The organism is Burkholderia mycopellens, assembly GCF_964265025.1.
In the GTDB taxonomy this organism is placed as follows: domain Bacteria; phylum Pseudomonadota; class Gammaproteobacteria; order Burkholderiales; family Burkholderiaceae; genus Burkholderia.
This window is the reverse complement of record NZ_OZ183804.1, coordinates 1,059,028-1,086,023: the sequence shown is the minus strand read 5'-3', so window position 1 is coordinate 1,086,023 and position 26,996 is coordinate 1,059,028. Positions and strand designations below refer to the sequence as shown.

Annotated in this window: 24 protein-coding genes and 1 pseudogene; 16 read left to right on the top strand and 9 right to left on the bottom strand. The window is 65.5% G+C overall.

The genetic code is table 11. The features are described from left to right. Positions 1 to 6: 6 nt before the first annotated feature. The 8 genes from preA to ACPTTC_RS38820 all read left to right on the top strand — a co-directional run bounded on the left by preA (position 7) and on the right by ACPTTC_RS38820 (position 10,125). Positions 7 to 1,320, top strand: a complete 1,314-nt coding sequence (gene preA / locus ACPTTC_RS38855; protein WP_423396519.1) for an NAD-dependent dihydropyrimidine dehydrogenase subunit PreA — start codon at positions 7 to 9, stop codon at positions 1,318 to 1,320. Positions 1,321 to 1,422: 102 nt separating this feature from the next. Further along, complete coding sequence (locus ACPTTC_RS38850) at positions 1,423 to 2,931, top strand: NCS1 family nucleobase:cation symporter-1 (protein WP_226199583.1); 1,509 nt, start codon at positions 1,423 to 1,425, stop codon at positions 2,929 to 2,931. A gap of 65 nt (positions 2,932 to 2,996) precedes the next feature. After that, positions 2,997 to 4,454, top strand: coding sequence for a dihydropyrimidinase (gene hydA / locus ACPTTC_RS38845; protein WP_423396518.1), 1,458 nt, complete (start codon positions 2,997 to 2,999; stop codon positions 4,452 to 4,454). A gap of 410 nt (positions 4,455 to 4,864) precedes the next feature. After that, positions 4,865 to 5,824 carry a nucleoside-specific channel-forming protein Tsx gene (locus ACPTTC_RS38840; protein ID WP_423396517.1) on the top strand — a complete coding sequence of 320 codons (960 nt, stop codon included), beginning with the start codon at positions 4,865 to 4,867 and terminating at the stop codon, positions 5,822 to 5,824. A gap of 45 nt (positions 5,825 to 5,869) precedes the next feature. Then, positions 5,870 to 6,916 (top strand): purine-nucleoside phosphorylase, encoded by a 1,047-nt coding sequence (locus tag ACPTTC_RS38835; protein ID WP_423396516.1) that lies wholly within the window; start codon positions 5,870 to 5,872, stop codon positions 6,914 to 6,916. Positions 6,917 to 6,994: 78 nt separating this feature from the next. Beyond that, positions 6,995 to 8,269 carry a NupC/NupG family nucleoside CNT transporter gene (locus tag ACPTTC_RS38830; protein ID WP_423396515.1) on the top strand — a complete coding sequence of 425 codons (1,275 nt, stop codon included), beginning with the start codon at positions 6,995 to 6,997 and terminating at the stop codon, positions 8,267 to 8,269. A 39-nt stretch (positions 8,270 to 8,308) separates the two neighbouring features. Then, complete coding sequence (gene deoA / locus ACPTTC_RS38825; protein WP_423396514.1) at positions 8,309 to 9,625, top strand: thymidine phosphorylase; 1,317 nt, start codon at positions 8,309 to 8,311, stop codon at positions 9,623 to 9,625. 110 nt (positions 9,626 to 9,735) lie between these two features. Continuing rightward, positions 9,736 to 10,125 (top strand): cytidine deaminase, encoded by a 390-nt coding sequence (locus tag ACPTTC_RS38820; RefSeq protein WP_175958346.1) that lies wholly within the window; start codon positions 9,736 to 9,738, stop codon positions 10,123 to 10,125. 34 nt (positions 10,126 to 10,159) lie between these two features. Here the strand turns inward: ACPTTC_RS38820 and ACPTTC_RS38815 are convergent, their stop codons facing one another. The 4 genes from ACPTTC_RS38815 to msrB form a co-directional block, all read right to left on the bottom strand. Continuing rightward, positions 10,160 to 11,275 (bottom strand): aromatic ring-hydroxylating oxygenase subunit alpha, encoded by a 1,116-nt coding sequence (locus ACPTTC_RS38815; protein ID WP_226199592.1) that lies wholly within the window; start codon positions 11,273 to 11,275, stop codon positions 10,160 to 10,162. A gap of 237 nt (positions 11,276 to 11,512) precedes the next feature. Next, positions 11,513 to 12,208 carry a peptide-methionine (S)-S-oxide reductase MsrA gene (gene msrA, locus ACPTTC_RS38810; protein ID WP_423396589.1) on the bottom strand — a complete coding sequence of 232 codons (696 nt, stop codon included), beginning with the start codon at positions 12,206 to 12,208 and terminating at the stop codon, positions 11,513 to 11,515. A 133-nt stretch (positions 12,209 to 12,341) separates the two neighbouring features. Then, the gene (locus ACPTTC_RS38805; RefSeq protein WP_423396513.1) at positions 12,342 to 14,204 is read right to left on the bottom strand and encodes a cytochrome c biogenesis protein DipZ; all 1,863 of its coding nucleotides are present in this window, start codon (positions 14,202 to 14,204) and stop codon (positions 12,342 to 12,344) included. Positions 14,205 to 14,241: 37 nt separating this feature from the next. Further along, positions 14,242 to 14,772, bottom strand: a complete 531-nt coding sequence (msrB, locus tag ACPTTC_RS38800; protein ID WP_175958349.1) for a peptide-methionine (R)-S-oxide reductase MsrB — start codon at positions 14,770 to 14,772, stop codon at positions 14,242 to 14,244. A 601-nt stretch (positions 14,773 to 15,373) separates the two neighbouring features. On the opposite strand from msrB, the gene ACPTTC_RS38795 reads away from it, so the two are divergent. The 4 genes from ACPTTC_RS38795 to ACPTTC_RS38780 all read left to right on the top strand — a co-directional run bounded on the left by ACPTTC_RS38795 (position 15,374) and on the right by ACPTTC_RS38780 (position 18,072). Further along, on the top strand, positions 15,374 to 16,255 hold the full coding sequence (locus tag ACPTTC_RS38795; RefSeq protein WP_423396512.1) for an NmrA family NAD(P)-binding protein: 882 nt from the start codon (positions 15,374 to 15,376) through the stop codon (positions 16,253 to 16,255). Positions 16,256 to 16,288: 33 nt separating this feature from the next. After that, complete coding sequence (locus tag ACPTTC_RS38790) at positions 16,289 to 16,663, top strand: hypothetical protein (RefSeq protein WP_423396511.1); 375 nt, start codon at positions 16,289 to 16,291, stop codon at positions 16,661 to 16,663. Between the two features lie 73 nt (positions 16,664 to 16,736). Then, positions 16,737 to 17,450, top strand: a complete 714-nt coding sequence (locus tag ACPTTC_RS38785) for an SDR family oxidoreductase (RefSeq protein ID WP_423396510.1) — start codon at positions 16,737 to 16,739, stop codon at positions 17,448 to 17,450. 160 nt (positions 17,451 to 17,610) lie between these two features. Next, the gene (locus ACPTTC_RS38780; RefSeq protein WP_175958353.1) at positions 17,611 to 18,072 is read left to right on the top strand and encodes a MarR family winged helix-turn-helix transcriptional regulator; all 462 of its coding nucleotides are present in this window, start codon (positions 17,611 to 17,613) and stop codon (positions 18,070 to 18,072) included. Positions 18,073 to 18,520: 448 nt separating this feature from the next. Here the strand turns inward: ACPTTC_RS38780 and ACPTTC_RS38775 are convergent, their stop codons facing one another. Beyond that, the gene (locus ACPTTC_RS38775) at positions 18,521 to 19,153 is read right to left on the bottom strand and encodes a TetR/AcrR family transcriptional regulator (RefSeq protein ID WP_423396509.1); all 633 of its coding nucleotides are present in this window, start codon (positions 19,151 to 19,153) and stop codon (positions 18,521 to 18,523) included. 127 nt (positions 19,154 to 19,280) lie between these two features. On the opposite strand from ACPTTC_RS38775, the gene ACPTTC_RS38770 reads away from it, so the two are divergent. Then, entirely contained in the window at positions 19,281 to 20,255 is a 975-nt protein-coding gene (locus ACPTTC_RS38770) for an SDR family NAD(P)-dependent oxidoreductase (RefSeq protein ID WP_423396508.1), read from the top strand. A gap of 38 nt (positions 20,256 to 20,293) precedes the next feature. Then, the gene (locus ACPTTC_RS38765) at positions 20,294 to 20,494 is read left to right on the top strand and encodes a hypothetical protein (RefSeq protein ID WP_423396507.1); all 201 of its coding nucleotides are present in this window, start codon (positions 20,294 to 20,296) and stop codon (positions 20,492 to 20,494) included. Between the two features lie 175 nt (positions 20,495 to 20,669). On the opposite strand, the gene pstS is transcribed toward ACPTTC_RS38765, so the two are convergent. The 3 genes from pstS to ACPTTC_RS38750 all read right to left on the bottom strand — a co-directional run bounded on the left by pstS (position 20,670) and on the right by ACPTTC_RS38750 (position 24,370). After that, a complete protein-coding gene (pstS, locus tag ACPTTC_RS38760) occupies positions 20,670 to 21,695 on the bottom strand; it encodes a phosphate ABC transporter substrate-binding protein PstS (RefSeq protein WP_423396506.1) in 1,026 nt (341 codons plus the stop codon). An 837-nt stretch (positions 21,696 to 22,532) separates the two neighbouring features. Further along, positions 22,533 to 23,156: an ABC transporter ATP-binding protein gene (locus ACPTTC_RS38755; RefSeq protein WP_423396505.1), complete on the bottom strand. Its 624-nt coding sequence runs from the start codon at positions 23,154 to 23,156 to the stop codon at positions 22,533 to 22,535. 11 nt (positions 23,157 to 23,167) lie between these two features. Next, positions 23,168 to 24,370 (bottom strand): hypothetical protein, encoded by a 1,203-nt coding sequence (locus tag ACPTTC_RS38750; RefSeq protein WP_423396504.1) that lies wholly within the window; start codon positions 24,368 to 24,370, stop codon positions 23,168 to 23,170. Between the two features lie 57 nt (positions 24,371 to 24,427). Here ACPTTC_RS38750 and ACPTTC_RS38745 point away from each other — a divergent pair, with 57 nt between their 5' ends. Then, a complete protein-coding gene (locus ACPTTC_RS38745) occupies positions 24,428 to 24,712 on the top strand; it encodes a hypothetical protein (RefSeq protein ID WP_423396503.1) in 285 nt (94 codons plus the stop codon). A gap of 103 nt (positions 24,713 to 24,815) precedes the next feature. Next, a pseudogene (locus ACPTTC_RS38740) lies at positions 24,816 to 25,055 on the top strand (transposase); the annotation flags it as partial. A 235-nt stretch (positions 25,056 to 25,290) separates the two neighbouring features. On the opposite strand, the gene ACPTTC_RS38735 reads toward ACPTTC_RS38740, so the two are convergent. Then, positions 25,291 to 26,742, bottom strand: coding sequence for an IS1182 family transposase (locus ACPTTC_RS38735; RefSeq protein WP_423396502.1), 1,452 nt, complete (start codon positions 26,740 to 26,742; stop codon positions 25,291 to 25,293). Positions 26,743 to 26,996: the final 254 nt, after the last annotated feature.

Here is a 26,996-nt window from a genome sequence, read left to right as displayed (position 1 = left end):
CCGACCATGGCCGACCTTCGCTGCACCATCGCGGGCATCACTTCGCCGAATCCCTTCTGGCTCGCGTCCGCGCCGCCGACCGACAAGGCCTACAACGTAAACCGCGCGTTCGAGGCGGGCTGGGGCGGGGTCGTCTGGAAGACGCTCGGGCTCGATCCGCACGTCGTCAACGTCAGTTCGCGCTACGGCGCCGTGCAGTGGAACGGTCAGCGCATGGCGGGGCTGAACAACATCGAGCTGATCACCGACCGTCCGCTCGACGTGAACCTGAGAGAGATCGCGCAGGTGAAGCGCGACTGGCCGGATCGCGCGCTGATCGTGTCGCTGATGGTGCCGTGCAACGAGCGCGACTGGAAATGGATCCTGCCGCTCGTCGAGGATACGGGCGCCGACGCGGTCGAGCTGAACTTCGGCTGTCCGCACGGGATGAGCGAGCGCGGGATGGGCGCGGCGGTCGGACAGGTACCCGAATATGTGGAGATGGTCACGCGCTGGGTGAAGGAAGGCACGAAGCTGCCGTGCCTCGTGAAGCTCACGCCGAACATCAGCGACATCCGGATGGGGTCGCGCGCCGCATACAAGGGCGGCGCGGACGGCGTGTCGCTGATCAACACGATCAACTCGATCGTCGCGGTCGACCTCGATCACATGGCGCCGATGCCGATGGTTGACGGCAAGGGCACGCACGGCGGCTATTGCGGCCCGGCGGTCAAGCCGATCGCGTTGAACATGGTCGCGGAGATCGCGCGCGATCCGGAAACGCCGAACCTGCCGATCTCGGGCATTGGCGGCATCTCGACCTGGCGCGACGCGGCCGAGTTCATGGTGCTCGGCGCCGGTAGCGTGCAGGTATGCACCGCCGCGATGCACTACGGCTTCCGGATCGTGTCGGACCTGGCCGACGGGTTGTCGAATTGGATGGACGAGAAGGGCTACGCGACGCTCGACGACATCCGCGGCCGCGCGGTGCCGAACGTGACCGACTGGAAATACCTGAACCTGAAGTACGACATCAAGGCGCGCATCGACCAGGATCGCTGCATCCAGTGCGGGCTGTGCCATATTGCGTGCGAGGACACGTCGCACCAGGCGATCACGGCGACGAAGGACGGCGTGCGGCACTTCGAAGTGGTCGATTCGGAATGCGTCGGGTGCAATCTTTGCATGCATGTGTGTCCGGTCGAGCAGTGCATCACGATGGAGCGTGTCGATTCGGGCGACTACGCGAACTGGACCACGCATCCGAACAACCCGGCGAGCGCGAGCGCGGGTGCAGGCGCGGCGGCGGCGCCCGACAAGCATGCGAAGCAGGCTGCCTGACCGGCGTCCGGCGGCACGGGCCATCCCGCACCGCCGCTTTGGGTTCCACCCGGGCCGGCATCGCACGATGCCGGCGCCGACGTTTTTCGTGGAGTGCGTTCGATGAATCACGCAGCGAATCCCGCCGATCCCGACAGCGCCGCGGCGCAGGGCGGCAGCCTGTACAACGACGACCTCGCGCCGACGACGCCGGCGCAGCGCACGTGGAAGTGGTATCACTTCGCCGCGCTATGGGTCGGGATGGTGATGAACATCGCGTCGTACATGCTCGCGGCCGGGCTGATCCAGGAAGGCATGTCGCCGTGGCAGGCGGTGATGACCGTGTTGCTCGGCAACCTGATCGTGCTCGTGCCGATGCTGCTGATCGGCCATGCGGGCGCGAAGCACGGGATTCCGTACGCGGTGCTCGTGCGCGCGTCGTTCGGCACGCAGGGCGCGAAGCTGCCGGCGCTGCTGCGCGCGATCGTCGCGTGCGGCTGGTACGGGATCCAGACCTGGCTCGGCGGCAGCGCGATCTACACGCTGCTGAACATCCTGACCGGCAACGCGCTGCACGGTGCCGCGCTGCCGGTCGTCGGCATCGGGGTCGGGCAGCTCGCGTGCTTCCTCGTGTTCTGGGCGCTGCAGATCTACTTCATCTGGCACGGCACCGATTCGATCCGCTGGCTCGAGAGCTGGTCCGCGCCGATCAAGGTCGTGATGTGCGTGGCGCTCGTATGGTGGGCGACATCGAAGGCGGGCGGCTTCGGCACGATGCTGTCGGCGCCGTCGCAGTTCGCGGCGGGCGGCAAGAAGGCCGGGCTGTTCTGGGCGACCTTCTGGCCGGGCCTGACCGCGATGGTCGGCTTCTGGGCGACGCTCGCGCTGAACATTCCCGACTTCACGCGCTTCGCGCATTCGCAGCGCGACCAGATGATCGGACAATCGATCGGGCTGCCGCTGCCGATGGCGTTGCTGTCGGTGGTATCGGTCGTCGTGACGTCGGCGACCGTCGTGATCTACGGCAACGCGATCTGGGATCCGATCGACCTGACGAGCCGGATGACGGGCATCGGCGTGGGCATCGCGCTCGTGATCCTCACGCTCGACACGATGTGCTGCAACCTCGCCGCGAATCTCGTCGGCCCGGCCTACGACTTTTCGAGCCTGTGGCCGAAGGCGATCTCGTACCGCACCGGCGGGATGATCACCGCGACGATCGCGATCGTGATGATGCCGTGGAAGATCCTCGCGACGACGGACGGCTATATCTTCACCTGGCTCGTCGGCTATTCGGCGCTGCTTGGGCCCGTGGCGGGGATCCTGATGGTCGACTACTTCCTGATCCGCGGCACGCGGCTCGACACGCGCGCGCTGTTCGACGAGCGCGGCGGCTTCAGCTACGCGCGCGGCTGGAATCCGGCCGCGCTGGCCGCGCTCGCGATCGGCGTGCTGCCGAACCTGCCCGGCTTCCTGCACACGGCTTTTCCGGCGTCGTTCCCGAACGTGCCGGCATTCTTCAACACGCTTTACACGTACGCGTGGTTCGTCGGCCTCGTGCTGGCGTCGTGCGTGTATGGCACCTGGATGAAGTGGCGCGCCGGCGCGCGCGCGCAGATCGCGAGCGCATGACGCGCACGGCGCTTGTGATCCGAGCGCGGCATGCGGTACCCGACAGTCAACGAGGAGGCAACCCAATGGCAATCCTGATTCGCGGCGGCACCGTGGTCGATGCGGACCGCTCCTATCGCGCGGACGTGCTCTGCGCAGCCCCGGAGGACGGCGGCACGATCCTGCAGATCGCCGAGCAGATCGATGCGCCGGCCGGCGCGACCGTCGTCGATGCGCACGACCAGTACGTGATGCCGGGCGGCATCGACCCGCATACGCACATGGAACTGCCGTTCATGGGCACGACCGCGAGCGACGATTTCTACTCGGGTACGGCCGCCGGGCTCGCGGGCGGCACGACGAGCATCATCGACTTCGTGATTCCGAGCCCGAAGCAGCCGCTGATGGACGCGTTCCACGCATGGCGCGGCTGGGCCGAGAAGGCGGCGGCCGATTACGGTTTCCACGTTGCCGTGACATGGTGGGACGAGAGCGTGCATCGCGACATGGGCACGCTCGTGCGCGAACACGGCGTGTCGAGTTTCAAGCACTTCATGGCGTACAAGAACGCGATCATGGCCGACGACGAGGTGCTCGTGAACAGCTTCGCGCGCTCGCTCGAACTCGGTGCGCTGCCGACCGTGCATGCGGAGAACGGCGAGCTCGTGTTCCAGCTGCAGAAGGCGCTGCTCGCGCGCGGGATGACGGGGCCGGAGGCGCATCCGCTGTCGCGGCCGCCGGAGGTCGAGGGCGAGGCCGCGAACCGCGCGATCCGCATCGCGCAGGTGCTCGGCGTGCCCGTGTATATCGTGCATGTGTCCGCGAAGGATGCGGTCGATGCGATCGCGCGTGCGCGCAGCGAAGGGCTGCGCGTGTTCGGCGAGGTGCTGCCGGGCCATCTGGTGATCGACGAGGCCGTCTATCGCGATCCGGACTGGACGCGCGCGGCCGCGCACGTGATGAGCCCGCCGTTCCGCTCGGCCGAGCATCGCGAGGCACTGTGGCGCGGGCTGCAGGCGGGGCAACTGCATACGACGGCGACCGATCACTGCGTGTTCTGCGCATCGCAGAAGGCGATGGGCCGGGACGATTTCACGAAGATCCCGAACGGCTGCGGCGGCGTCGAGGATCGCATGTCGGTGTTGTGGCATCACGGCGTGAATCGCGGCCGCATCACGCCGAACGAGTTCGTGCGGATCACGTCGACGAACGCCGCGCAGATCTTCAACCTGTATCCGCGCAAGGGCGCCGTGCAGGCGGGCGCCGATGCCGACCTCGTCGTATGGGACCCGGCCGCGACGAAGACGATCTCGGTGAAGACCCATCATCAGCAGGTCGACTTCAACGTGTTCGAAGGAATGACGGTGCAGGGTGTCGCGACGCACACGCTCACGCGCGGCGCGCTCGCATGGGCCGACGGCGAGCTGCGCGCGGTGCGCGGCGCGGGCCGCTACCTGAAGCGCCCGCCGGCGGCCAGTTACTACGAAGCCGCACGCATTGCGAACCGGCTGCGCGAGCCGCATCCGGTCGAACGCGGCGGCTGAGCGGAACGTGTCGCGGGGCGTGTTCGTTCGCGCGCCGCGCCCCGCGCGCGTTTGGACGTCCCGTTGCGCTCACGCCGACGGCCGGCCGGCGCGGGACGGCTTGTCACGCAGGTGGCGGCCGTTCCCCGCTTCCGCATCTTTCTCGCATCCTGTCCGTCCGGTCAATATATGGCACGGCTTGTGCTTTATCCCCTCGGGTTTATCCGCGAAACGGTCCGAATGCTGACTGAACGGTCAAGTTCGGAGCGCACGCGCACTTGAAGCAGGCGGCGCGCCCGAATCTGGGGCAGCGGCCAACCGCGGAGATCCGGGCCCGACGCACGGCATCGGGATATCGACAAGAGCAACGATCGGAAGGCGGGGTCAAGAGCATGCATATAGAAGAACTGAGAAAATTGTCAAGGAGTGCGATGAAACAGATGAATGCGGCGGTGCGCACGGGCGCCATGCTGCTTGCGCTGTCGGTGGGGATGCCGGCGGCCGCAATCGCGCAGGAGGCGGGCACCGTCGCGCAGGCGGGTGCGACGCAGCTTGCCGAGAGCGGCACGGTCACGCCGAACGCGCCGCCGGCACCCGCGCCGTCGCCGTATCTGTCGAGCTGGTTTCACCAGAGCCTCGGCGTGATCGGGTCGAAGGACATCCGCTTCGGGCCGCACACGACCAACGACGTGTACCTCGAATACGAATACTTCGGCCGCAAGGGGCCGTTCGATCTGTACGGCTATGTCGACCTGCCGCGCGCGATCGGCGTCGGCAACGGCTACGACTCGGGCTATACGAACAAGGGCTCGCCGCTGTTCAGCGAGCAGGAGCCGCGCGTGTCGATCGACGATCTCGTCGGCCGGCATCTCGGATTCGGGCCGTTCAAGGAATGGTATGTCGCGTTCGACTGGATCTACGACCAGGGGCACAACACGGCCGGGCGGCAGAACACGCTGTATGCGGGCCTCGGCACCGACATCGACACGCATACGAAGCTGATGCTGTCCGCGAACCTGTACCTGCGCCGGCAATGGGAGAACTACGGCGCGGCCAACCAGAACACGTGGGACGGCTATCGCGCGCAGATGAAATACATCTACCCGATCGGCACGTTTCACGGCGGCAACCTGACCTACGTCGGGTTCTTCAACTACGACTTCGGTTCGAAACTGCGCGAGGAGACGGGCGGCAATGCGCGCACCGACACCGCGTTCGTGTCGACCAACGTGCTGATCTATTCGTTCAAGCACTGGCGTTTCTGGACCGCGGCCCGCTATTTCCACAACGGCGGCCAGTGGGGCGGCACCGAGCTGAACTTCGGCGACGGGCCGTTCCAGAACCGGTCGACCGGCTGGGGCTATTACGCGAGCGTCGGCTATCAGTTCTGACAGGCTCGCGACACGATCATGAATCTCACACGAACGAGGCAAGCAATGTGGAAGGGGAAAGTAGCGAAATGGGCGGCCGTCGTCGCGCTGGCCGCGACGATGACGGGCGGCGCACACGCGGCCGGCGAACGCGCGCATCGGCCGCGCGCGATCAAGGTGCTGATCGTCACGATGTTCGGGCCGGAAGGCAAGGCATGGCTCGACCGGATCGGCCCGGTGCGGAAGATCGCGGTGCCGGGCCTGTCGCCCGACTACCCGGCCGTCAGTTGCACGCGCAACGACGTTTGCGTGCTGACGACCGGCATGGGCCACGCGAACGCGGCCGCGTCGATGGCGGCGCTGGTCTATTCGCGCCGGTTCGACCTGCGCAAGACCTACTTCGTCGTGACCGGCATCGCCGGCATCGATCCGGCGCAGGGCACGCTCGGCTCGGCCGCGTGGGCGCGCTACCTGGTCGACTTCGGAATCCAGTGGGAGCTGGATGCGCGCGAGATTCCGGCCGGCTGGAAGTCGGGCTATCTCGGCATCAACACGAAGAACGGGGACGAGAAGCCGCCGCTCGATTACCGCACCGAGGTGTTCCGGTTGAACGAGGCACTCCTCGACAAGGCCGTCGCGCTGTCGCGCGACGTGACGTTGCACGACAGCAAGGAGGCGGCCGCGTATCGCGCGAAGTACCCGGATGCGCCCGCGAACCGGCCGCCGACCGTGATCCAGTGCGATACGCTCGCGGGCGACACGTGGTTCTCGGGCACGAAGCTCGGCGAGCGCGCCAGGGAATGGACGCGCCTGCTGACCGACGGCAAGGGGGTGTACTGCACGACGCAGCAGGAAGACAATGCGACGTTCGAAGTGATCAAGCGGGCGGCCGCGGCAGGGCTGGCCGATACGCAGCGCGTGGCCGTGCTGCGCTCGGGCTCGGATTTCGACCGGCCGCCGCCGGGCGGCTCGGACGTCGATAACCTGCTCGATTACCAGAGCCAGGGCGGGTTCGTACCGGCGCTCGACAATCTGTACCTCGCCGGTTCGCCGCTCGTGAACGCGATCGTGAAGGACTGGGCGCACTGGAAGGACGGCGTACCGGCCGAGTGACGGCCGTCGTCGGCAGGACACGGGCGCGCATCGGGCGCGCCCCGGCAGTTCAATAACATCGAGAGAAAGGAGCACAAGGTGGAAATTCTGCGCAGTCTCCTGGGTATGCTGTTCCTGCTGCTGGTGGCCTATCTGCTGTCGAACAACCGGCGCGCGGTGAGCGGCCGGACCATGATCGCCGCGCTGCTCACGCAGCTGGCGATCGGCGCGCTGGTGCTGTTCGTGCCGTCGGGCCGCACGGCGCTGGCGGCGGCCGCGAACGGCGTCAATCGCGTGCTCGACATGGGCAATCACGGCATCGCGTTCGTGTTTGGCGGGCTGGTCGACAGCCGGATGTTCCAGTTGTTCGGCGACGGCGGGTTCGTGTTCGGCCTGCGCGTACTGCCGATGATCATCTTCGTGACCGCGCTGATCGCGGTGCTGTACTACATCGGCGTGATGAAGTGGATCGTCGCGATCCTCGGCGCGGCGCTGGCGAAAGTGCTCGGCGTGAGCCGCATCGAGGCGTGCTCGGCGGTGGCGACGATTTTTCTCGGGCAGAGCGAAATGCCCGCGCTCGTGAAGCCGTTCGTGCGGAACATGACGAGCGCCGAGATCTTCGCGGTGATGGCGAGCGGCATGGCGTCGGTCGCGGGTTCGGTGCTGGTCGGCTACGCCGGCCTTGGCGTGAGGATGGAATACCTGCTCGCCGCGTCGTTCATGGCGGTGCCGGGCGGGCTGCTGTTCGGCAAGCTGCTGTACCCGACGGTCGAGCCGAGCCGCGTCGTGGTCGACGGGCTCGACTTCGACGACAAGCGGGCCGCCAACGTGATCGAGGCGGCGGCGTCCGGCGCGTCGGTCGGGCTGCGAATCGCGATCAACGTCGGCGCGATGCTGATCGCGTTCGTGGGGCTCATCGCGCTGATGAACCTGATCGTGGCCGGCGTGGCCGCGTTCGCGGGCTTTCCGCAGATCACGCTGGTGGGTATCATCGGCCACCTGTTCGCGCCGCTCGCGTGGATGATCGGCGTGCCGTGGCACGACGCGGCGCTGGCCGGCAACTTCATCGGCGAGAAACTGATCTTCAACGAGTTCGTCGCGTATGGCGACCTGTCGCCGTACCTGAAGGGCGGCGCGCACGTCGCGGCGGCCGGCCTGCAGGTGCTCGACCCGAAGACGCTTGCGATCGTGTCGTTCGCGCTGTGCGGTTTCGCGAATTTCTCGTCGATTGCGATTCTCGCGGGCGGCTTCAGCGCGGTCGCGCCGGAACGCCGCTCGGAAGTCGCGCGGCACGGCCTGCGCGCATTGACGGCCGCGACGCTGTCGAACCTGATGAGCGCGGCGATTGCCGGCCTGTTCTTCTCGCTGCATTGAACCGGGCAGCGCGCGCCTAACGATCGAGGAGAAGCAACGATGTTCTTACCGCAGGAATTCATTCGCCGCAAGCGCGACCGGCAGCCGCTCGATCGCGACGAGATTGCCGCGTTCGTGCGCGGCGTGACCGACGGCAGCGTGACCGAGGGCCAGGTGGCCGCGTTCGCGATGGCCGTGTTCTTCAACGACCTGAGCGTCGACGAGCGCGTCGCGCTGACGCTCGCGCAGCGCGACTCGGGCGACGTGCTCGACTGGCGCGCGCTCGATCTCGGCGGCCCCGTGATCGACAAGCATTCGACCGGCGGAGTCGGCGATGTCGTGTCGCTGATGCTCGGGCCGATGGTGGCCGCGTGCGGTGGCTACGTGCCGATGATCTCGGGTCGCGGGCTCGGCCATACCGGCGGCACGCTCGACAAGCTGAGCGCGATTCCCGGCTACGACGTGACGCCCGATACGGACGCGTTTCGCCGCACGGTGCGCGACGTCGGCGTCGCGATCATCGGACAGACCGCGCGGCTGGCGCCGGCCGACATGCGCATCTATGCGATTCGCGACGTGACGGCGACCGTCGAGTCGGTCGCGATGATCACCGCGTCGATCCTGTCGAAGAAGCTCGCGGCCGGACTCGACGGGCTCGTGATGGACGTCAAGGTCGGCTCGGGCGCATTCATGCCGACCGCCGAGCAGTCGGCGGAACTGGCCCGCAGCATCGTCGACGTCGGCAACGGCGCCGGCATGAAGACGACGGCGATCCTCACCGACATGAACCAGTCGCTCGCGCCGTGCGCAGGCAATGCACTCGAGGTGGCGTGCGCGATCGACTACCTGACGGGCAAGTCGCGTCCGGTGCGCCTGCATGACGTCACGATGGCGCTTTCGGCGGAGCTGCTGGTCACCGGTGGGCTGGCGCGCGACGTCGCGGACGCGCGCGCGAAGTTGCAGCACGCGCTCGATACGGGTGCGGCGGCGGAACGCTTCGCGAGGATGGTCACGGCGCTCGGTGGCCCTGCGGACCTGATCGACGCGCCCGCACGTCATCTCGCGCGGGCCGAGGTGATCGTGCCGGTGCCGTCGCGCACGAGCGGCGTGGTGCAGCGGGTCGATTGCCGCGCGCTCGGGCTGGCGGTTGTCGCGCTCGGCGGCGGTCGCACGCGCGCGGCGGATGCGATCGACTACAGTGTCGGCCTGACGGCGCTCGCGGAAATCGGGCAGCGTGTCGAAGCCGGCCAGCCGCTCGGTTACGTGCATGCCCGCGACGCTGCCGCCGCGGCGCACGCGGTGGACACGATCCAGCGCAGCTACGTGCTGGGCGAGACGGGCGACGCGCCGCCGACCATGTATCAGCGGATCGACTGACCGATCGCACGGTGCGGACAACAGCGGCCCGCTTCACGTCACGCGAGTATCGCGATGGCTGGGTGCGGCCGCGCTCATACATCCCGGCACACAATCGGAGGCACGACGAGATGGAACGACACGAACTGATCGAAGCGGCGAAGGCGGCGCGCGAACGCGCGTATGCGCCGTATTCGCGCTTCAAGGTCGGCGCGGCGCTACAGGCGCGCGACGGGACGGTTTTTCACGGCTGCAATGTCGAGAACGCATCCTACGGGCTCTGCAATTGCGCGGAACGCACGGCGATGTTTTCTGCCATCGCCGCCGGTTATCGTCCGGGGGATTTTGCGCGGCTCGCGGTCGTCGGCGACACGGATGGCCCGATCGCGCCGTGCGGCGCGTGCCGCCAGGTGATCATCGAGATCGGCACGCCGGACATCGAAGTGATCCTGGCCAACCTGAAAGGGGCCGTCGAGGTTACGACGGCCCACGCATTGCTGCCGGGCGCATTCAGGTTGTAACGGCGCGCGCGATTCACGTCACGCGCCACTCGCGTCACGCGCCGTCGCGTGCGTCGCGGATCGGGATCACCGTGCGTGCGCCGCACTGGCGCAGCAGGTCGCGCAACTCGTTGATGACCGGAAACACCTCGTGGTTCCAGTCGGCGCCCTGGCGGTCGTGCGCTTCCTGCTCGCGCTCGACGATCCAGCGATCCTCGCGGAAGATCCGCTCGGTGAACCAGACGAGCAGCGGCCACGCGAGATCGAGCGCGAACGGGATGCCGGGCTTGTGGATCGACAGCACTCCGAACGTGCGGTTGGTGCGCTGCTCGGCGTCGAGCGGCACATAGACGATCCACAGATCCATCACGAGCGTGCCTTCGCTCGAGCGGATCTGCAGCGTCTGGTACGGATAGCCGGTGCGCACCGTCATCACGCTCTTGTCGGACTGGTCGGCCGGCTTCTTGCTGGCGCCGAACACGAGCGCCTCGCCGACCGGCTGCTTGCCTTCCATCCGCGCGAACGTGTAATCGACCTCGACCCAGTCGTCGCCGCGCCGCCGGCCCACCGAGCGCGCGCGCATCTGCCCCATCTGCTTGCGGTGCAGGAACTGATGGTTCATGTCCATCAGGTTCTCGTGCATGAACGAGTAGTGGCACTTGACCTCGCGGCCGAAACGGCGCGTCTTGTATGCGCGGTCGTCCGCCGATTCGAGCGCGGGGAACGGCCGCGTGTCGGCGAGCGTCGCATCGCCCGGGAACACGAAGATCAGCCCGTGCGCTTCGCGGCACGGATACGCGCGCACGCCGTTGGGCAGGCGCTCGCGGCCGAGATACGGCACGTCGACGCAGCGGCCGCTGTCGCACGCGTAGGTCCAGCCGTGATAGCAGCAGCGCAGCGTCTCGCCGCTCACGACGCCCGCGTGCAGCGGCACCTGGCGGTGCGCGCAACGATCCTCGAGCGCGTACACGGCGCCGGATTCGGTGCGCACGAGCACGATCGGTTCGCCGGCGAAGCGCACGCCGAGCGTCTTGCCGCGTTTCAGCTCGCGCGACCACGCGAGCGGGTACCAGTGATCGGGATGAATCGGCACGCGGCGCAGGTCGCGCACGGCCGCGCCGGAAGAGGGTTCTCCAAGGGTGCCGCTGTCAGGGAAGGGCACTGCGCGCATGCGTGACGTCTCCAGGCTGGACTGGGATTCCGGGCGCCGCACGACGCGGCGGGGATCTGGAGAAGTCTACGCGAAGTTGCCTGTCTCGGCGGCCGCGATGCGGGTTTGCCCCGTCACGGCGGCCGCGGTTTCGTTGATGCAGCGCAAACCGGCTCGAAGGCGGCTGCGCCGGCCGTGCGTGGCTGCAAGGGCCCCGGCCGCGCGGCGGGTATCACCCGTCACGCGGCCGCTTGCGGGTCACGAGCCCGCATCGCGCCACAGTACCGGGTCGGTGCGGTACAGCGCCGGGAAGTGCTGCTTCAGCCCGGTGATCTTCGGCATGTCGTTGTACGCGATGTACGGCGCGTCGGGATGCAGTTCGAGGTAGTTCTGGTGATAGGCCTCGGCCGGGTAGAACCCCTTGTAGTCCTCGACGCGCGTGACGACGGGCGCCGGAAACACGTGCGCGGTGCCGAGCTGCGCGATGTACGCGGTCGCGACCGCGCGTTGCTGCGCGGTGGTCGGGAAGATCGCCGACCGGTATTGCGACCCTTCGTCGGGGCCCTGCCGGTTGAGCTCGGTCGGATCGTGCGCGACCGAGAAGAACACCTGCAGCAGCCGGCCGTACGTGACCCGGGTCGGGTCGTAGACGATGCGAACCGATTCCGCGTGCCCGGTCAGCCCCGAGCCGACGAGCGCGTAGTGCGCGGTTTCGGATGCGCCGCCCGCATAGCCGGCCGTGACCTGCTTCACGCCCTTCACGTGCTCGAACACGCCCTGCACGCCCCAGAAGCAGCCGCCGGCGAGCACGGCCGTCTCGTCGTGCGATGAGCCGGGCGTTTCGTCGAGCGCCGGTGCGGGCACGGTGCGCATCGGCTCGGCGGACTGGACGATGCGCTGGTAGCCGAACACGGCGGCGGCCGCGACGGCGATGGCGCCGATGCGGCGCAGCATCGTCGTGCGTCGTTGCGGCGCGGGACCGCGGGGGGAGATGGTGTTCACGGTGTGCTCCTTCGGAAGACGGTATGGAAATCGGGTAGCCCGGAGGCGGCACCGGTGCGCCGCGTCCAGCCGGGATCAGCCTGGGTTAGCCGAACGTGAACGCATACGCATTCACGCCGGGATCGAGAAACTCGACCGCGAACGTGCGGTCGGCGATCGCGCCGGGCTGCCGGACCAGCTGGTACAGGCGCTGCCCGGTCACGGTGCCGTAGCCTTGCGCATCGACGTCGGTGCCATGTGCGGCGCCGGGCGCCGTGCCGTCGATCGTCACGCGAAAGCGCACGGGTTGGCCGTTCGCGCCCGGGCCGAGCACGAGGTGCAGGTCGCGGGCGTGGAAGCGGTAGACGATCCGTCCCGACGGCGCGTCGAGCGACGCGCGTTCCGCGCCGACCCGCCACGTGCCGGCGAGGCCCCAGTCGTTGAGGTCGGGGTGCGCGGGCGCGTCGTAGCGGTGCGCCGCATCGCGCACGACGCCGCCCGGCGACGTGAAGCTCTCCGCACGTGCATAGCCGACATAGGTTTCGGGCGAACGGACGTCCGCGGCATCGGCTGCCGCGAGCACACCATTCGTGGGTGCGGCGGCGAGCCCAAGCGGCACGTTCAGCGCTTCCGGATGGCCGGCCTCGGCGAGCAGCGACTGGATCGCGCGCTCCGATTGCGCGTATTCGCCTTCGCCGAAGTGGTGATGGCGGATCCGGCCTTGCGCGTCGATGAAATAGTGCGCGGGCCAGTATTCGTTGCCGAACGCGCGCCAGATCGAGTAGCCGTTGTCGATCGCGACCGGGTAGTCGATACCGAGGTCATGCACGGCCTTCTTCACGTTGCCGATGTCGCGCTCGAACGCGAACTCCGGCGCGTGCACGCCGATCACGACGAGCCCGTACGGCGCGTACTTGCGTGCCCATGCGGCCGTGTATGGCAGCGTGCGCAGGCAGTTGATGCACGAGTAGGTCCAGAAATCGACCAGCACGACCTTGCCGCGCAGGCCGGCCGCCGTCAGCGGCGGCGAGTTCAGCCACTGCACCGCGCCGTCGAGCGAGGGCAGCGTGCCTTCGACGGGCAGCGCGGCAGGCGTCGCGGCGGCCGTGCGCAGCATCGCGCCGCCGGCCATTGCGCCGCCGCCGGCCTGCGCGCCGTCGGCAGCCGCGGCCATCATCGCGCCGCCGCTTGCGTGGCCGGCGGCATCGCCCGTCGCGGGCATCGCCGCGGGTGCGCCGTTCGAACGCCCGCCGAGCCGGTCGACGAGCTTCGTCTCGAGCCCGCCCGTGGTCACGGTCGACAACTGGGCGAGCGCGCCCGTATCGAGGCCGAGCGCGATCGCGCCGACGCCGGCCAGCAGCGCCACGCCGATCCCGCGCTTGATCCATTCGCCGGCGCCGAGCGAGCGCTTCATCGCAGCGAACACCTTGCCGCCGATCACGAGTGCGACGCCGAGCGACGTCGCCGCGCCGGCCGCGTACGCGACCAGCAGCAGCGTCGTGCCGACACTCGCGCCTCGCAGCGCGGCGCCGGTCAGCACGAGCCCGAGGATCGGGCCTGCGCACGGCGCCCACAGCAGGCCGGTCGCGACGCCGAGCAGCAGCGACGATGCGGGGCCGGCCGGGCGGCCATCGCGTTGCGCGAAGCCGGTGAGACGGTTGCCGGCGGCGACGAGCGGGCGGGTCAGGTGCTCCGCGAGGCGCGGCATCAGCAGGGTCAGGCCGAATAACGCGAGCAGCACGATGGCGACCCAGCGTCCGGCCTGGTTCGCCTGCGCGACCCAGCCGCCGCCGACGGCGGCGAGCGTCGCGACGACGGCGAACGTGAGCGCCATTCCGGCGAGCAGCGGCAGGCCGGTGCGGACGAACGGCTGGTCGGCGCGCGCGAACACGAACGGCAGCACGGGCAGGATGCACGGGCTCAGGATCGTGAGCACGCCGCCGAGGTAGGCAAGGACGATGAGCAGCATGGTGCGTTCTCCAGTCGGTCGGGAGTTCGGGGCCGGATCAGGCGGCGGCAGGGTGGAAGGTGAGCGCGAGGCCGTTCATGCAGTAGCGCAGGCCGGTCGGTTGCGGACCGTCGTCGAACACGTGGCCGAGATGGCCGCCGCAGCGGCGGCAGTGCACTTCGGTGCGGATCATCCCGAACGACGTGTCGGTGTGGGTGGCGACCGCGTGGTCGAGCGGCTTCCAGAAGCTCGGCCAGCCCGTATGGCTGTCGAACTTGGTGGCCGACGAGAACAGCGCGAGGTTGCAGCCGGCGCACGCGAACGTGCCTTGCCGGTGCTCGTCGTTCAGCGGGCTGGTGTACGGCCGCTCGGTGCCGGCTTCGCGCAGGATCGTGTACTGGGCGGGTGTGAGCCGGCGATGCCATTCGGCGTCGCTGAGGGTGACTTCAAAAGGGGCGGCCGTCTGCGGGGTGACCGGCGGCGCGGCGAACGCGCGGCCGACCAGCGCGCGGCGACCGGCGGACGACAGGGTCGCGAGCACGGCGAGGCCGGTAGCGCCGGCGAACAGCAGATGTCTGCGGGTGGGCATGATGGGCTCCTGGCAGCAGGTCCTGAAAACATGCGCCTATCGTAGTCAGCGGCCGGTGTCGAAGTCCTCACGGAAAGTTAAATGAATTGTGAAGGTTGGGGTGTGCTGTCGAGGTGCGTCGGAATCCGTCGAAGCGCCGACCGGCAAGGGGCTTCAAACGGGTGAGCCGCGGATTTCTACCGAGTACCTGTTCCCAGCGCGATTTGTGGTGTTCGTCGGGTGGCGCGGCGAATCCGGATTTTGGGTTGCCGATCAAATGCGGTGACGTGGGACAGCCGGGGGCGACTTCAGCCGACGGCTCCCGGCCATTTCAGTCGTTCGCTCTCGCCCGCGGATGGACGCTCAAATGTCCGCGCCAGGCGTGGCTGCGGCCCCTCATACATCTGGCTGATCAGCCGCAAGTAAGCAGGGACGATATCGACGCCCGCAGGCGGGCACCTGCGCGGCAGCCCGGCGATGCGTGGCTCGCAATGCCGCCGCCGGCTCCGGCGTGACTTTTCTCGAGGTACTGGCGAACCAGAAAAACTTGACAATGAGAGCATATGCTCCTAACCTTCGTGTCAAGGGAGCATATGCTCTCATTTTTGAAAGGAGCGAAGCGATGAACGAGCCTGAAATTCTTGTGAGCGGTGCAACCGGACGCACCGGAGGTATTGCCATTGACGAACTGCTCAAGATGCACAAGCGCGTGCGGGCCTATGTGCGCACGGATGATGATCGGGCGGCGGCCCTGAGGCAGCGCGGTGTCGATGTCGCGGTCGGGGACTTCACCGACATCGACGCCATCCGGGCAGCGATGGAAGGCATCCGATCGGCGTATTTCCTTCATCCGATCGCGCCGGGGATCATCGGGGCCGCGGCCTATTTCGCGCAGGCAGCAAAGGAAGCGGGTGTCACGGCGATCGTCAACATGTCGCAGATTTCCGCGCGCCGGGCGTCGCTGAGCCACGCGGCACAGGATCACTGGGTCTCCGAGCAGGTCTTCGATTGGTCGGGTGTCGCGACGACGCATTTGCGTCCGACCTTCTTTGCCGATTGGCTCGTCTATCCGCATTTTGCGCGGGAGATATGGGCCACGAAGAAGATCGAATTTCCGTTTGGCGACGGCCGTCACGCGCCCATCGCCAGCGACGATCAGGGGCGCGTGATCGCCCGCATCCTCGCCAACCCCGAAGGCCACGAGGGCAAGACCTACACGCTCCACGGTCCCGTCGAGATGAACCACGTCGAGATCGCAGACGCGATGAGCGAGGTGCTCGGCGCCCGGATCGAATATGCGCCGACTTCCATCGAGGAATTCCGAATCAAGATGGAAACCCTTTACAAGTTTCCGCCGTTCCTCACGCAGCATCTGGTCGAAGTCGCGCAGAACTACCGCGACGGCATCTTCTCGGGCACCAACGATGCCGTCGAGAAGATCACCGGAACGCCGGCGCTGTCGGTCCAGCAGTTCGTCGAGAAATATCGGGCCGCGTTCGTGTGAACACGTCGTTGAAACGAACCGGGAGGTTTGAAAATGTCATCCATCCAATCCGATCGTCATCCGTTTCTCGATGATCTGACGGCCGACGCCGAGCTGGTCAGCTCGGTGTTGCGCACGCCCGTCATCGGGCGCGACGAAATCCGGCTCGCCGTCGACGCCGTCGGGACTTTTTATGTCTCGCAGACGCCTACGTTTGTTCAAGCTGTCGGCACGCGGCTTTTTCTCGAATATGAGGCCGTTCTGACGAGCGGCGAAACGTTGAGCGCGGTCGTGGTCGTCGATCGCAATGCCGACGGCTCGGTGCCGCGCGTCAGCGTGCGGATGAGCCCGCTTGGCGCCGTACTGACTCTCGCGACCCATCTGCGGGAGTCGCTTTCGAAGCAGTTGCCGGAACACGTCTTTCTTTGAGCCAGGCACCCGCGCGCTCGTGGATGGCGTCGACACCGCCCCCGGCACGCGGCTTTTGAAAAAGGAGCTTGTCATGGATATCAAGAACGCCACCGTCTTCATCACCGGTGCCAATCGCGGCCTGGGACTCGCTTTTGCACGCGAGGCGCTTCGGCGCGGGGCGGCGAAAGTGTACGCGGGTATGCGCAACACGAGCGGTTTCGACGAGCCGGGCCTCGTGCCGGTCAGGATCGATGTCACGGATCCGGCGTCGATCGCCGAGGCCGCGAAGCTGGCGGCCGACACGACGCTGCTGATCAACAACGCAGGCATTGCCGCGCTGATCGACGGGCCCCTCGCGGCCGACGTCGAAGCGCAATCCACCCGCATGTTCGATACCAACTACTACGGCGTGGTGCGCGTCACACAGGCCTTCGAACAGATATTGGCGGCCCAGCGGCACGCCGCCATCATCAACGTGCTTTCCGACATCGTGTGGCTTCCGAGGCCCATTCTGACGCCCTACGCCGCGTCGAAAGCCGCCGCCTGGAGCTACACGAACCAGCTTCGCTTTCACCTGCGCGAGCGTGGCATCCAGGTTCTCGGCCTGCACGTCGGGTTCGTCGATACCGATCTGACCAACGGCATCGACGTGCCTAAAGCCAGTCCCGTGGACGTCGTGCGACAGACCTACGACGCGCTCGCCGCCGGCAAGAGCGAGGTCATGGCCGACGAGGGGACAGCGGTGCTGAAGCGCACGCTCGCGGCCGAGATACCCGGCTACATCACACCGCCGGCAGGGCTTTGAACACCGCAGTCGACACGGGCCGGATTCGGCGGCGCGCCACGCGGTGCGCAGGTCGTACGCCGGCCCTGTCGCTCCCGGCTATCATTGACAGCTACCACCGAACCTCCGCGCGACACGCGCGTAGCGTTCGCGCAATGAACCGAAATCAGGAGTGCAACCGATGTTGCCCGTTAACCAGCCGCTCGGAATCGATCAATGCAACTGCTTCACCGTCAGGAAGGCGAGCAGGCAGATCACCCGACTCTACGATAGCCATCTCGAGCCCTCGGGGCTGCGCATCACGCAATTCCTTACCCTGGCCGCCCTGCGCGAAGTGGGAAGTACCCCGGTCAATGCCCTTGCGGAACGGCTCGATATCGAACGAACGGCGATGGGGAAGATGGTCGGCTTCCTGGAGCGCGACGGCTTCGTCACGATCAAGCCGTCGCCCACCGACGGCCGAAGCCGCCTTGTCGAACTCACCGAGGAGGGGCGGCGCCTGTACGAACGGGCGGCCGCTCTCTGGGAGGAAGCGCAACGGGCGTTCGAGCAACTGAACGGTGTAGACAACGTGACGGCGTTGCGGAAGGGGTTGAAAGGCGTGGTCGTCGGCGACGTGCCGATGGGTTCGTCGGTCGACTAAGCCATCGGATGCATGGCGACAACAACATGATGCGTGACACCGGTCCTCCTTCGAGGAAGGGCTACGCTTCACGACCTGGAGTTCTTCTCAGCTGTCCGAGCGGTAGGGATGCAGGACCGTAGTGCGGTACGACGCGGGAGTCGTTCTGCAGTCCGACCCGCAACATCTTGAGGTCGGATTCGGGGGGCTCACAGACAAGCCGCCCGATGCCGCGGGGTTTCCGGTTGCCGAGAATGCGCGAGACGATTTTGGGAGCCTGGTCCACTCATGCTGGCGCGAATCGCCACCCGAGAGGGAGCGCGCTCGAGGTTGACTGGCTCTCGGGCTTCGACTTCGAAATCAAGGTGATCCCTCCCGTCCCAAACGGGAAACGATTGATCGGGTTTGACGGCGCGCTGATCGGCAACGATCAAAGCCTACTGCCCCACAGCGCCGCTCAACGCCAGCGTCAACTTTCCGGCCCCGCGTTTCCACGCCGCGGCAGGAGCACCAGGTCGGCTGCTTCCTCGGCATCCCTGAAGAGCGTCTTGCGCGGCGTGCCTAGCTGCGCACGCATGGTCAGCCCACGCGCCAAATCCGTGACTTGGGTGGCGCGCGCGGCTACGGGAAAGTCGGAGGGTATTTCTCCCGCGCTGATCGCGTCCCGGAAGCGACTTTCCACCAGCGCGGTGCCACCGGCGGCCGCGTTTTGCAGGAACTGCCGAACCTCGGGGTCGTCCACAAGCGGTGCGACGCATACCAGCAGGCAGCCCCGGGCGGACCCTTTCTCGGTCGCGCTTTCGACGGCGTACCTCAGAAAGCCCGTGATCGAGTCGCGAAGACTCGTTGGCGAGAGGAGTGCCTTCGCGGCCGATGCGCCTTTCCGTTCTGCGTACCCCCTGAGGACGCGCAGGAATATCGCCCGCTTGTCCCCAAAGACGGCATACAGGCTCGGCCGTCCGACACCCATCCCGGCGACGAGATCGTCAATCGTCACTCCGTCATAGCCTTTCGACCAGAACACCTGAGTGGCCTTTTCCAGTGCCCCCGTCTCGTCGAAGCTGCGCGGTCGCCCCCTCGGTCTACTCGTATTTTGAATCATTTGGTTCAAAATTCCTTGACGATTTGCATTGCGCAAATATATAACCAAATAGTTCTAAATTGGCAAGTCGTCCGTGGCCTCGCGGGGCCTCACGACTCGGCCTTCGCCCCTCACCACGGAGACACCCATGGAACATTCGATCGCGCTCGTCACCGGCGCCACCTCCGGGCTTGGCCATGCGGCCGCCCGCCTGCTCGCCAAAGAGGGCTGGCACGAGATCATCGTCACCGGGCGCAGCCTGGCTCGGGCCCAGGAAGCGGCCGCCCAGCTCGCGGCGGAAACCGGAAGGCAGGTCTTCACGCCGCTGGAACTGGAGTTGGACACGCCGTCCAGCGTTCAGTCGGCCCTCGCCGAACTCGTCAAGCGAGGTCGGCCGATCGATTTCCTGCTGCTCAATGCCGGCATGGTCCCAGGCAAGCAGCGCGTGATCACCGCAGCGGGCATCGAGGCTTCTCAGGCCCCGTTGATCGGCCATCATCAACTGACTGTCGGGTTGCTCCGCGCCAACCTGTTGAGCCCCGACTCGCGGATTGTCATCGCTGGCGCGGAACCTGCCCGAGGGGGCGTACCGCTGTTCCGCTACACCGACGTGGACGCACTCGCTGCCCAATATCACCAGGGCGACCTGACCGCTGCCATGGAAGCCCTGCTGCGCAACGGGCCGAACGTGAAGTACGTGCCGAACAATGCGTATGCCGACGCGAAGCTCATCATCGCCTGGTGGACCGCGGCGCTGGCTCGCCGGCTGCCTTCAGGCATGGCCGTGTACGCGGTCTCGCCCGGTGCGGCGACCGACACCAGGGTGGTGCGAAACGCTGGCCCTGCGTTGAAGTATCTGTTTATCCCGATCACGAACCTCATTCCCGGCATGAATCAGACGCCGGAGACCGCGGCCCGTCGATACCTCCAGGCATCGGAGTTCGGAACCGACGTCTCGGGGCAATTCTTTGCCTCGGCCAAAGGGAAGTTCACCGGCCCAATTGAGGCGCAGCGCCACCCGCACCTCCACGATGGCGCCAATCAAGAAGCCGCGTGGCAGGCCGTCGTCAATGTCTCCGGCGTCAATTGGTCGTACGCGGAATCCTTGAGCGCGGCGTCCTGAATCAGAAGCGCGACCCGAATCTCTCAAGGAGAAACCATATGAACCGGTACCAGGATAAAAAGGGGGTGATGATCGGCGGCACGAGCGGCATGGGGTTCGCGACGGCGAAGATGCTCCTCGACGGAGGCGCGCGCGTTCTGGTGACCGGCCGCTCGCAGGCCGGCCTCTTCCTCGCGTTCGACGCGACCGTCACGAACGGCGCCGAACTGCCGGTCGACGGAGGGTGGTCGCAGCTATGAACGCGGTACAGACCGCACGCATCGCCAGACGCGAGCTTCGCGACGAATAGGCTGGCGACCGTCCGCGGCGTGACCGGATGAGCGTCCGCCTCCGGGCGCTCGGTGCGGCCAGGCCGATGGCGGCTTCGGGGCGCCCAGGGACGTATGCGGTCGATATCGCGTCCACCCAGCGCGCTCAGTCCACCAGCGCTTTACCGGTGACGTCCTTGATTTTCGCCTTCCATTGCTTGCGAATTTCGGACACGACCGGATCGGGAAGCGAGATGTAGTCGAGATCCGTGGCAGCCTGGTTGCCATTGCGGAATGCCCAGTCGAAGAACTTCAGCGTTTCCTTGCCTTGTTCCGGTTTGTCCTGCTTCGCGTACAGCAGCACGAACGTCGCGCCGACGATCGGCCACGCGTCCTTGCCCGGCTCGTTGGTCAGGATCTGGTAGAACGACTTCGACCAGTTCGCGCCGGCAGCAGCGGCCTTGAATGTTTCCGTCTTCGGCTCGACCACGGTGCCCGTCGAATTCTTCAGGGCCGTGTAGACCATGCCGTTCTTCTTCGCGTACGCCCACTCGACGTAGCCGATCGCGCCCGGCAGGCGCTGCACGAAAGCCGCGACACCGTCGTTGCCCTTGCCGCCCGTGCCCGTCGGCCAGTTGACCGTCGTGCCTTCGCCGACCTTCGACTTCCATTCGCCGTTGACCTTCGACAGGTAGTTCGTCCAGATGAAGCTCGTGCCCGAGCCGTCAGCACGGCGAACCACGGCGATGTCCGCATCCGGCAGCTTGACCTTCGGGTTCAGCGCGACGATCGCCGGGTCGTTCCACTTCTTGATCTTGCCGAGGTAGATGTCGCCGAGCACCGGGCCAGACAGCGTCAGTTCGCCTGACTTCACACCGGGCACGTTGACGACCGGCACCACGCCGCCCACGACCGTCGGGAACTGGAACAGGCCGTCCTTTGCGAGCTCGTCATCCTTCAGCGGCGCGTCCGAACCGGCAAAATCGACCGTCTTCGCGTTGATCTGCTTCAGGCCACCGGACGAACCGATGCCTTGATAGTTGACCTTGCCGCCGCCCGACTTCTTGTACGCGTCCGCCCATTTTGCGTAAATCGGGGCGGCAAACGTGCTGCCTGCGCCGGTGATATCGGCAGCGTGAGCGGAGATGGCAACGAGGGCCAGGGTGCAGGGAACCAGGATCCGGATGTTCATGTAACGCCTCCTGTCTACTTCTACTGTCGGTATGCCGGCCCACCCGCGGGTGCTGATCTAGAAGTCTGATGTGTCGAGCAGGATGTGCCGGTCGTCGTTCGGCAATGTATGTCGGTAGGCCGCAACCGCGATCTCCTCGAGATTGCTTTCAAATGCGGTGAGCAATTGTTCGGGTGTCGCCGAGTTTGCGCCGAGCGTTTCCCGAATGACGTCGACCGGGAGCTAGATTGCGACGTACCCCCAACGGTGCCGTAGGCAGAGAACGACAGGCTCGGATCATCGCAAACGACCGGGGAGGTCGGACAAGTGGCGGAGTCCGTCATGGCGCGGGGCGAATGGTCTCGCATCGATGGCTGATAGGAGTATTGCATCTGGATATGAAAACTCAAGGAGCGTGCAACTGCCGGAAATGCCGGGTTCAGTTACCGTCACTTGCCACTCTGGAGGCCAACGTTTGGTCGCCATATCGCGTTGGGCCGTGTCTTCAGCGGAATGGCCAGCGCGAAATGGTGGATGCGGCTGTCAGCCATCTTCACGATCAAAACGAAGCCTTCGCGATGTCAGGCGTGGTTGATCGCGCGGGACATTCGCAGGACGCCTGTCTGGCCAACGTTGCCAGGCGGGCGGCGGGTGCGGCCTGGAAGCGGTCGTTGCGGTAGAGGGCGCCTGAACGGTTGTTGAGGGTCGGCTGCAGCCGACCGCGTCGGGCGGCAGCCGGCCACAATCCGTCATCGGCGAGTTGCTTCTCATTGCCCGCGTGCCCACGAGCAAATGGACAATAGCGACATCGAAGCCATCAGATATCGGGATGACTAACTGAATAGCTGAACCAGCGCGCTATCCAACCGTACGAAGATCGGCAAAATGGATGGTTCTTGCACCGCAGCCCTCTGTAAGCCATGGATCATGACTCGAGAAGAACACAACGCGATCTTTTGCCAGCGTTCGGAAGAGGTCCAAGAGGACGCCGCGTGCGGCGTCGTCGAGCCCGTTGCCAGGCTCGTCCGCAATGACGACCGAGGCGTCCCCGAGTGTGACGGCGCTCAAGAAAATCTTCTTGCGAGTGCCGAGCGACATCTGCTCAAAGCGCTTATCCAGGTGCGGCGCCAACCCGAAACGATGAGCCAGATCGAGCGTGCGACGATCGACGACCGTTTTTTTAGTCGAGGCGACGAGTTCGAGGAACTCACGTCCGGTCTGGAACGGATACGCGATGCAGTCGTCGGGCACATATGCGAGCGACGACTTCGCCTTGAGCGGCGCTTCACGCAGCGAATGACCATTGATCCAGACATCGCCGTCATCGGCATCGATGGTCCCGGCGAGGATGCCAAGCAAGGTCGACTTGCCGCTGCCGTTCTCGTCACAAAGCGCCACGCACCCCGCCCCGAAGCTGTGACGTAGCCCCTGGAATATGATGCGCTCGCCATAACGCTTGTGGAGGTTGTCGATTCGAAGCATCGTGAAATCCGTCAGACGAAGATTTGCCACGCGGCGGCGATCCAGATCACGGCGAGTATTGCGCCGAGCAACACGGATTCTCCCGGCGCATAGCGTTGTGGCAAACGCAGCAGCGCAAGCAGTGGCGCCCCGGCCAAGACGATGGCTGCCGCGACGTGGGCCGCCAGGACGCCGTGCACGACCAGCAGTAGTGGCGCGGCAGCCGAGAATGGCAGTGCCAGCGTGGCGACGGTCAGTACATCCGCACGAACCTGCACGATCGAGGCAAGCGGGAGTGAGCGCACAAAATGGGCCGCGCGAACATGACTCGCGTGCAAATCGCGATAGGTCGTCGCCGCGATCAACGCGATCACAGCCTGCGCGATCAGCGTCAATGGCACGACGCGTGCGTCGAAACCCCAAAGGTCAGCCACGTAACAAGTGGCAGCGGCGACCGCGCCCATGACGACGCAGCGGCTAACGGTTCCTGCGAGGTGAAACCCGACGATACCGAGCTGAAGTTTGACCAACGCTGGAAGCCGGCGTGATGCATTGACGGAAATGTGATCGGTGAATCGACGCCACGATGTACCGAACTGCCCCGCACGCGCAGAGGATGTCGCAGGCGCATGGATCAACGCGAACGCAGCAACGATCGACGCCGCCGCCAGCAGCGTCGTCTGCAGCGCGTGACCCGTCTGCAGCGCGCCGATCAGCATGAAATTGGCAACCACCAACGGCACTCCGTTACTGATATTGCGCGACAACGCGACCAATTGCCATCCAAGCGTAATCATCGTCAAATCGATCACGTACAGATAGTTCGAGGCCTTGTGCGGCAAGTAAGCGAACGCGATCGCAGCAGCAACGACGGGCAGCAGCAGCGGCGTACTCGCGATCAGCGCGATGGTTGCATCGAGGGCGCGGCGACGCCGATTGGAAACAGGCAACGACTTGACGAAGACGGCGAAGGGGCCGCCGCTGATGGCCGTACGTTGAATCAGCACCCAGAGCATGCCGATGGCTTCGAGCATGTGCATCCAGACGAACCGCCATTCGAAGCCATGCTCCGGAGCCAAAGGTGCGAGGACGGGCGCGCCCAAGAGGCGGGACTGTGCGAACAAGGGCATTGCGGGTACCAACAGCAGGACAGCAAGTAATAGAGCCTGCCAGTGCTTGTGCAGCGTCCGGGCCGTCGCCAGCACGTACCAACGCAATCGCCACGACAGCATCATTTTTTAATCCCTGTAACGCACACCACGCGCCCCGCATGATCGAAGCGATATCCTGCCATGGCGGCCGACAGGGTACAACTCGCACGCCGCTTCGTCGTGACCGATCCGTTCATGAGCGCCCTGACGATGACGGGTACGGTCCTGGCGGCGATCACGGCGGAACTTCACGCGGCCGGCACGGCTGCGGGTAGTCGAAGGGGGCTGGCTGTCGAGAAGGGGGCGCTCTCGGAACGAGCCGCAGTGAGTGTGTTGCAGACGCTCGGCCTGACGCGTGCCGAGGCGGAGGATGTCGCGAATCGACCGCTACCGCCGGGCGACTTCACCGTGCTGAAAGGCAACTGACTCCGGCCTCGACATTGAAAGCGGTTTCAAAAACCCCCGTGGGGCTGTCAACTTTCGCGGCACGCTCTTAACCCCAGGCATCGGAATAACCGAGGCCGAGAAGATGGGCAAACCGATCATCGGCGACGAACTGTCGATATCGATCGAGCCGTTACTACCGCCGCTCAAGCCACGGCGCGAGAAGAATCGAGGCCGCTTGCCAGTTTCGAATCGCGCCGCGCTGACCGGCATCCTGTTCGTTCTCGAGACGGGACTGCGCTGGCGCAACCCGCCCGCCGAGATGGGCTGCGGCTCGGGCGTGACGTGCTGGCGACGGCTACGCGATTGGCAGGCTGCGGGCGTAGTGGCCCGCGAAATGGATGGATTCAACAGGGTGTTGCAACTCATTTGATCTGTGTAAGGCTGGACTAGACCAAACAGACGGCGTCAGATCGTCTGACTCAGTTCGGCCGAGGGTGTGTAAAAACGTACAGAACGGCCGACAGGTAAAGCTCCGTTTGTAGTGCAGTTGCGTTCCGCCCCGACCCAGACGGCTGACCTGATCATGCGGTGCCGACGAACAGCATCGGCACGCGAATTCACGCGCCGGCCAGCTTCATCGCCTGCATCGCCTTTTCGAATCCGAGAATCCTGATCAAGCGCTTGAGGTTGTACGCCAGCACATGCAAGCTCATTTCGGCCGCGACGTGGCCAAGTCCGCGTGTCTGGAAGTGGGTCGAACCCATCCAGTGCTTGAGTGTGCCGAACACGTGCTCGACGGTCCGGCGTCGTATCGTCATGGCGTTGAACTGGCGATCCAGCCTTGACTGCATTGCCTCAAGCACCGCTTCGTGCTCCCATCGCCGGATACGCCGGTAATCAGACGGCGTGCATTGACTCTTGAGCGGGCAATTCGGGCAGGCGCTACTCCAGTAGGTACGCAGGGTCATCGGATTGTCGCGCTCAACCGAACTAAAACGGTAAATCGCCCGTTGCCCCGCCGGACACCGATACTGATCATCCTCGGCGATATAAACAAAGTCGGCCCGGTCGAATCGACCGTCTGCCCTCGCACTGGATGTCATCGATTTCGGCACCATGGCAGCAATGCCAGCGTCATCACACGCCTTGATCTCCGGGGCACTGAAGTACCCACGATCGGCCAGTGCCTTGATCCTCTTCTTGCCCATGGCATCGCGCGCAGCCTTGGCCATTGGACTCAACTGCGTGCGGTCGTTGTCTACGTTCGTAACGTCATGGGTCACGATGAGGTGATGCTTCGTGTCGACAGCTACCTGGACGTTGTAGCCAACCACGCCCGTACCTTTGGCTTGCGAGATCATCGAGCGTGAGTCGGGGTCGGTGAGCGACACCTGCTTTTCAGGCAGATTTCGCAGAAGTTCTGCAGCACGATCCAGATCGCGCACCTGCTCGCGAAGCGTCTCGATCTTTTCCCGCAGCCGCTCGGTCTTCGCTTCTACTTCGGCAGGTTGAGTGCGATCTGCTGTTTCCAGCGCATCCAGGTAGCGCTGGATGCTTTGCTCGATCTGCTCCTGACGCTTCTCGATCTTGTTGGGTGTGAAGTTGTTATCGCGGCTGTTGACCGCCTTGAACTTGCTGCCGTCGATGGCCACGATCGCTTGCGTAAAGAGCTTCAGGTCGCGACATATCTTCACGAAGCGGCGGCATACGTTGCGGATGCCGGCGCCATTGCTGCGCCTGAACTCGGCAATCGTCTTGAAGTCTGGCGCGAGGCGGCCAGTCAGCCACATCAGTTCAACATTACGCCGGCATTCACGCTCCAGCCGTCGGCTTGACTGCACTCGATTGAGATAGCCGTAGATGTAGATCTTGAGAAGCACGGCCGGATGGTAGGACGGTCGGCCGGTGGTCGCTGGCGTGGCTCCTTCGAATCCCAGAGAGCCCAGCTCAAGTTCATCCACAAATGCATCGACGATGCGGATCGGGTTGTCTTCGGTGATGAAGTCTTCGAGACATTCCGGCAGCAGCGTTGACTGATTGCGGTCCGCACCTTCGACAAATCGCCCCATCTTCGCCTCTCGCCCCAACAGGTTGATTCAGTCTAGGCGATCAGGCGAGTTTTGACACACCCTCGGCCAGTTTGAGACACTCGCCCTGCTCGCTGACATCGTTGAAAATCGCCGGAGCCCATTGACGGTAATGGTTTGGAGAGGCAATATGGCTCCATGAACTCGGATGCGCGCACAACCATGATGTGCACCATGACCGCCAATGGCGAGTCGTGGGAATCGTGACGTTCATACATCACATATAGAATTCCTCA

Excerpts from the sequence above, each read along its gene's own strand:
- preA (WP_423396519.1), top strand. The coding sequence starts at position 7 with ATGGCCGACCTTCGCTGCACCATCGCGGGCATCACTTCGCCGAATCCC.
- ACPTTC_RS38850 (WP_226199583.1), top strand. The coding sequence starts at position 1,423 with ATGAATCACGCAGCGAATCCCGCCGATCCCGACAGCGCCGCGGCGCAG.
- hydA (WP_423396518.1), top strand. The coding sequence starts at position 2,997 with ATGGCAATCCTGATTCGCGGCGGCACCGTGGTCGATGCGGACCGCTCC.
- ACPTTC_RS38840 (WP_423396517.1), top strand. The coding sequence starts at position 4,865 with ATGAAACAGATGAATGCGGCGGTGCGCACGGGCGCCATGCTGCTTGCG.
- ACPTTC_RS38835 (WP_423396516.1), top strand. The coding sequence starts at position 5,870 with ATGTGGAAGGGGAAAGTAGCGAAATGGGCGGCCGTCGTCGCGCTGGCC.
- deoA (WP_423396514.1), top strand. The coding sequence starts at position 8,309 with ATGTTCTTACCGCAGGAATTCATTCGCCGCAAGCGCGACCGGCAGCCG.
- ACPTTC_RS38820 (WP_175958346.1), top strand. The coding sequence starts at position 9,736 with ATGGAACGACACGAACTGATCGAAGCGGCGAAGGCGGCGCGCGAACGC.
- ACPTTC_RS38815 (WP_226199592.1), bottom strand. The coding sequence starts at position 11,275 with ATGCGCGCAGTGCCCTTCCCTGACAGCGGCACCCTTGGAGAACCCTCT.
- msrA (WP_423396589.1), bottom strand. The coding sequence starts at position 12,208 with ATGCTGCGCCGCATCGGCGCCATCGCCGTCGCGGCCGCCGCCGTGTTC.
- ACPTTC_RS38805 (WP_423396513.1), bottom strand. The coding sequence starts at position 14,204 with ATGCTGCTCATCGTCCTTGCCTACCTCGGCGGCGTGCTCACGATCCTG.
- msrB (WP_175958349.1), bottom strand. The coding sequence starts at position 14,772 with ATGCCCACCCGCAGACATCTGCTGTTCGCCGGCGCTACCGGCCTCGCC.
- ACPTTC_RS38795 (WP_423396512.1), top strand. The coding sequence starts at position 15,374 with ATGAACGAGCCTGAAATTCTTGTGAGCGGTGCAACCGGACGCACCGGA.
- ACPTTC_RS38790 (WP_423396511.1), top strand. The coding sequence starts at position 16,289 with ATGTCATCCATCCAATCCGATCGTCATCCGTTTCTCGATGATCTGACG.
- ACPTTC_RS38785 (WP_423396510.1), top strand. The coding sequence starts at position 16,737 with ATGGATATCAAGAACGCCACCGTCTTCATCACCGGTGCCAATCGCGGC.
- ACPTTC_RS38780 (WP_175958353.1), top strand. The coding sequence starts at position 17,611 with ATGTTGCCCGTTAACCAGCCGCTCGGAATCGATCAATGCAACTGCTTC.
- ACPTTC_RS38775 (WP_423396509.1), bottom strand. The coding sequence starts at position 19,153 with ATGATTCAAAATACGAGTAGACCGAGGGGGCGACCGCGCAGCTTCGAC.
- ACPTTC_RS38770 (WP_423396508.1), top strand. The coding sequence starts at position 19,281 with ATGGAACATTCGATCGCGCTCGTCACCGGCGCCACCTCCGGGCTTGGC.
- ACPTTC_RS38765 (WP_423396507.1), top strand. The coding sequence starts at position 20,294 with ATGAACCGGTACCAGGATAAAAAGGGGGTGATGATCGGCGGCACGAGC.
- pstS (WP_423396506.1), bottom strand. The coding sequence starts at position 21,695 with ATGAACATCCGGATCCTGGTTCCCTGCACCCTGGCCCTCGTTGCCATC.
- ACPTTC_RS38755 (WP_423396505.1), bottom strand. The coding sequence starts at position 23,156 with ATGCTTCGAATCGACAACCTCCACAAGCGTTATGGCGAGCGCATCATA.
- ACPTTC_RS38750 (WP_423396504.1), bottom strand. The coding sequence starts at position 24,370 with ATGATGCTGTCGTGGCGATTGCGTTGGTACGTGCTGGCGACGGCCCGG.
- ACPTTC_RS38745 (WP_423396503.1), top strand. The coding sequence starts at position 24,428 with ATGGCGGCCGACAGGGTACAACTCGCACGCCGCTTCGTCGTGACCGAT.
- ACPTTC_RS38735 (WP_423396502.1), bottom strand. The coding sequence starts at position 26,742 with ATGGGGCGATTTGTCGAAGGTGCGGACCGCAATCAGTCAACGCTGCTG.